The organism is Dyadobacter sp. BHUBP1 (assembly GCF_050587785.1).
GTDB lineage: Bacteria > Bacteroidota > Bacteroidia > Cytophagales > Spirosomataceae > Dyadobacter.
This window is the reverse complement of the sequence record NZ_JBOBIH010000041.1, coordinates 1-1,155: the sequence shown is the minus strand read 5'-3', so window position 1 is coordinate 1,155 and position 1,155 is coordinate 1. Positions and strand designations below refer to the sequence as shown.

The window sequence follows — 1,155 nt, the reverse complement described above, 5'->3', positions numbered from 1 at the left end:
CTTCGACTGCGCTCCTTTAGATTCGTAATGTGTTAGGGAAGTAAGATTGGTGTAGCTAAATTATGAAATGAGAAGGGAAGTAAAGTAAACTATGACATGCGCTCTGAGCTAAAACTCACAGCTTGATTTAGACTTTACTTCCCCTTCATCAAATGCTCATATAGAAATTTGGGACAAGAGCCCATTATCAAGGAGTTGAGTCAATTGATGAATTTCTCATTCACATTTTTCCAACACCAATTTATGAAAAAGATCATTATCGGCATAGATATCAGCAGCAAAACACTTGATATCTGCCTGCAAAAAGAAGGCTCCGAAGAGCATTTTACGATTGCTAACCAGGTGAAGGCGATCCATGGTTTTTTCAAAAAGTTGAGCGGACAGCAGCTTGTCGTGGCCATGGAAAACACAGGACGCTATAACTGGCAGCTGTATGAAGCTTTGTCCAAATACAATTTCGAAGTGTACGTGGTCTCTGCTTTACATCTGAAAAAGAGCATGGGGCTCGTCAGGGGCAAGAATGACCGGGTGGATGCCCAGCGGATCTGTAAGTTTATCCAAAAGAACCAGGAAGAATGTACAATCTGGAAGCCAACAACGGCTAACATTCAGAAGATGAAGGTGTTGTTAGCGGAGCGTAATGCGAGGATCAAAATGAAAAGGCAATTGCTTGGCCACCAGTCAGATTATAAGCTGATGAACACGATCGGTCTGGAAAAGCAGCTTACTAAAATGAACCAGAGTTTGATCGGGTCCATACAACAGCAGATCGAAAAGCTTGAAGTAGAGATTAAAAAGATCGTCCAGGGCGATGAATCGATCAAGGAACAGGCTAAGCAGATACGGTCTGTACCAGGCGTCGGCCCGATAACGTGTTGGACGATGATCGCGAAAACCGAAGGTTTTACCGCGATTACAGAACCTAGGAAAATGGCTTGCTACTGCGGCATTGTTCCCTTCGAACACCAATCAGGGACATCAGTCAGGCGACAGCCCCGGGTATCGACTTATGCGGATAAAAGCATGAAAAGCATTTTGCATCTGGCGGCAATGAGCGCTATCAGGTTGGACAACAAATTCCGGGAGTACTATCGCAGAAAAGTAGCCGAAGGCAAAAACAAAATGTCAGTCCTGAATGCAGTTAGAAACAAAATC

1 protein-coding gene is annotated in these 1,155 nt (G+C 44.0%); it reads left to right on the top strand.

The annotated features are described in order from the left end of the window. Nucleotides 1–243 precede the first annotated feature (243 nt). The coding region (locus tag ACQ4MZ_RS31545; RefSeq protein ID WP_430852026.1) for an IS110 family transposase at nt 244–1,155 on the top strand (912 nt) is incomplete at its 3' end.